Annotated in this window: 4 protein-coding genes; all 4 read right to left on the bottom strand. The window is 36.9% G+C overall.

Features of this window, described 5'->3' with window-relative positions; all coding sequences use genetic code 11:
• A partial coding sequence (locus GSY74_RS08740) for a hypothetical protein (protein ID WP_164664723.1) occupies positions 1-323 on the bottom strand: 323 nt, incomplete at its 3' end.
• Between the two features lie 239 nt (positions 324-562).
• Positions 563-1,276 (bottom strand): hydrogenase nickel incorporation protein HypB, encoded by a 714-nt coding sequence (gene hypB / locus GSY74_RS08735; RefSeq protein ID WP_370518794.1) that lies wholly within the window; start codon positions 1,274-1,276, stop codon positions 563-565.
• A gap of 61 nt (positions 1,277-1,337) precedes the next feature.
• Entirely contained in the window at positions 1,338-1,847 is a 510-nt protein-coding gene (locus GSY74_RS08730; protein ID WP_164664721.1) for a hydrogenase maturation protease, read from the bottom strand.
• 5 nt (positions 1,848-1,852) lie between these two features.
• Positions 1,853-3,523 carry a nickel-dependent hydrogenase large subunit gene (locus GSY74_RS08725; RefSeq protein ID WP_164664720.1) on the bottom strand — a complete coding sequence of 557 codons (1,671 nt, stop codon included), beginning with the start codon at positions 3,521-3,523 and terminating at the stop codon, positions 1,853-1,855.
• Positions 3,524-3,600: the final 77 nt, after the last annotated feature.

Genomic DNA, 3,600 nt, shown 5'->3' with positions numbered 1-3,600 from the left:
AGACCCAAAACTGTACTGACAGTATGAGCAATATTCATATATAACTCATCTTCATTTTTATTTTTTTTCTTATCTTTTTCAGGGTTGTTAAGATACTGTTGACACTGTACATCAGATTTCAAGATAAACTCATCAATAAACTCATTTCGTCCATCTTTAGATATGTTGGGTTTTAGTTTTGCAATGAATGTCGATTCATTTGTTGTAAATCGTAATGATTTTTGTTCACCTGATGCATTCAGATTACTTTGTTGAAGTGTAGATGGTACACACCCTGTAAGTAGTATAGCTATAGTCGTTGTGAGAAGTAGTGGTTTTTTCATATTCCCTCTTTATTATAGAATTAATCTATTATACTTTGTTTTGCTTTATAAATCCAACTGATATCCATTTCTTTTGAAAAAGTATGAATTACTAGATTAGTGTTTTAAGGTTGCATCCGAGTCTGATGATGTCTTAGACTATAGGTCAATACCAATGAATTAGCGAGGATGAAGCCATCGTTTCCTTATATGCAATCTGCATTTTTGGAATCGGCGTGTTTACACCCGAACTATTTGGTTCAAAAAAAGCTTGATTCATTGCTATTGATTCTATCCTCCCCAATCCTTTTCTCCACCCACTCAATAACCCTCATCACAGATGCATCATTCCGAATACTAACCTCCAAAATATCAACATCAGGTTTAATTCTTAGAGCTTCTCTTTTCTCAGCCTCAACATCATAATCAATATATGGAAGCAAATCCATTTTCGTAATAAGTATCAAATCAGCCTTACGAAACATCACAGGATATTTGGCAATCTTATCATTCCCCTCTGGAATACTTATTAACACGATATTCAGGTGCGTTCCCACATCATAAGAGGCTGGGCAGACCAAGTTTCCTACATTCTCCACAAAACAGACATCCATCTCTTCCAAAGGCATGGCGTGTAGTCCTTTATGCACCATAAAAGCATCCAGATGACATGCTGTTCCTGTCTCTATCTGAAAAGCAGGTACTCCTTTGGCTTTCAGTCTGTCGGCATCTTTTGAAGTCTCTAAATCTCCCTCAATTACGCCAAATTTAAACTTAGCCAAATCAGCAAACTTTTCAAGTAGTGCTGTTTTTCCAGCTCCTGGGCTACTCATGAGATTAATAGCCAATACTTTATGTTTTTCAAAATGGCTTCTATTGTGACCTGCTTCATGGTCATTTTTCTCTAAAATTTTACTGATGACACTGATGGCTTTTTTATCATTCAGTTGTGGGTTTGAGTGAATATTTTTCATATTCTCTTTATGGGTATGGTCGGTTACGCTACAGCCACAATCTTTGCACATCTTTTTTCCTTTATCTAAACTTCTCTAGCAGATTACTAAGAGTAATCTGCTTCTCTTTTCTCATCACTTTAATATCTAATTTTTCAATAATTATAGCAATAAACAGCTCAAATTTATCCTCTAAAACTTTACTCAATCCAATTTCTATCTTTTCAATATTTTGAGGAATAATGCTAAATATAGTCACCTCTGCTCTCTTATCCAACAACATGGCTCTCTGTAACATATCAACCACCTCTACCTCATGGGCAGTGTTTTTCTGTCCACTTAATCCCAACAGTTCATCAGAAGGCAAAACATAGATAGAACCTGCCTCATCATCTACAGAGATGGTATCAATAATAAAAACATTATCATACTCAGCAAAATAGTCAATCAATCCAATCCCAAGTGTTCCACCGTCGATGATGGTTAGAGATGGTTCAAATATAAAATTTTTCTCTAAATAGAGAGCTGTAAAAACCCCTATCCCATCATCATAAAAGAGAATATTGCCCAGTCCAATCACGATATTTTTCATGCTCTTTACAGACTCTTGATTTTGTAAGAACCAAGCTCTTTTCCTTTGCTGTCTATCACATGAACAGCACAAGCCAAGCAAGGGTCAAAAGAGTGCAATACTTTTATCACTTCAAGGGGTTTGGAGGTATCTTCTATCTTTAGACCGATTAATGCCTCTTCGTAAGCACCTCTTTTTCCATCAAAGTTTTTAGGGGTGGCATTCCAAGTGGTGGGGGCGATAACTGAAAAGTTTTTGATTTTCTGCTCTTTGATATTCACAAAATGAGACAACATACCCCTTGGTACTTCTAAAAAGACTCTCCCTTTGGTCTCTTTTGGCAGGGTCTCAAAATCATATTTTGTCCATGTATCGGTATCATAATATTTGACATTTTGAATCAGTCTTGAGACCAATTTAAAGATATATTCACAGATGTAGCCTGTCTCAATAGCCCTTGCACAGTTTCTCCCTATGGTTGAAGAGAGGTCAATCAGCTCTAAATCAGTCTCTTCCAAAAACTCATCTACAAACGATTTTATAAGTCGGTTCTCTCTTTTATAACTGATAAGCACCCGTGCCAAAGGTCCTGTCTCCATCGTTTTCCCACTGTATCGTGGTGCTTTTATCCAAGAGTATTTATCCTCGTTTTGTGCTGTTTTCAGCGTTCCATCTTCATTTAAATCGGTATAAAATGGCTCTGCCTCCTCCCCACGAACTCTATACCAAGCTCTATCAATCTCTTCTGTTATCTTAGATTCATCAAAATCTTCTATCTTTTCAAACTCATGATTATAGATAATGCCATTACAAAAGAGTTGTTGTTCATCTTCAAACTCATAACCACCTGCACACATAAAATTACCATTGGCTCGTCCCAGACCTGCTTTTATCTCACCTCTATAGGCATGAGCAATCAGTTTCATATCAGGCAGATAAGCACGGTCGATAAAATCTTTCGCCTCTTTTATGGTAAACAAGTAGTCATTCAATCGTTGAGGATTAAGCATATCAGCCACAGAAGTAACCCCACCCACTACAATGGTCTGAGGATGTGGAGTCTTACCCCCAAATATCGCAACAGCTTTACTAATATTGGTTTGAAACTTCAATGCTTCAAGATAGTGAGAAATCATAATTAAATTCTGTTCAGGAGTGAGCCTGTAATCTTTATGCCCCCAATATCCATTGCTAAAAGGTCCCAGTCTTCCTGCATTGACAAAAGTTTGAAGTTTTATAATTACTGCTTCATAGTGTGCATGAGAATTTCTAAATGGCTGTTTAGCATACTTATGTGCCTCTTTGGTCGCCAGTTTTGGGTCAGCTTCCAAGGCACTGGTCACATCTACAAAATCCAAAGAGTGAAGATGATAAAAATGCACCACATGGTCTTGTATAAAAAGTGCCATAGCTATCAAATCTCTGATAATCTCAGCATTTTTAGGCACCTCCAAACCATAAGCATCCTCCACAGCACTCACAGCCCCTCTAAAATGTGAATTGGTACAGACCCCACAGATTCTACCAGCGAGTAACCCTGCATCTCTTGGGTCTCTATCTTTCAGTATTATCTCAATACCACGAAACAGAGAGCCACTTACATAGGCTTCTTTTACGATATTATTCTCATCAACTTCAATCTCAGCTCTTAAATGTCCTTCGATTCTGGTGATGGGGTCGATTACTATTTTTTTCATCGGTTTTTCTTTCAAAAATTTGATTTTCAATAGATTATAACATAAGTTGATATTTAGTATCTAAATGTCAGATGGTT

It is taken from the genome of Sulfurovum sp. bin170 (assembly GCF_010892395.1).
Taxonomy (GTDB): Bacteria; Campylobacterota; Campylobacteria; order Campylobacterales; family Sulfurovaceae; genus UBA1140.
This window is presented reverse-complemented; position numbering and strand designations above follow the sequence as displayed.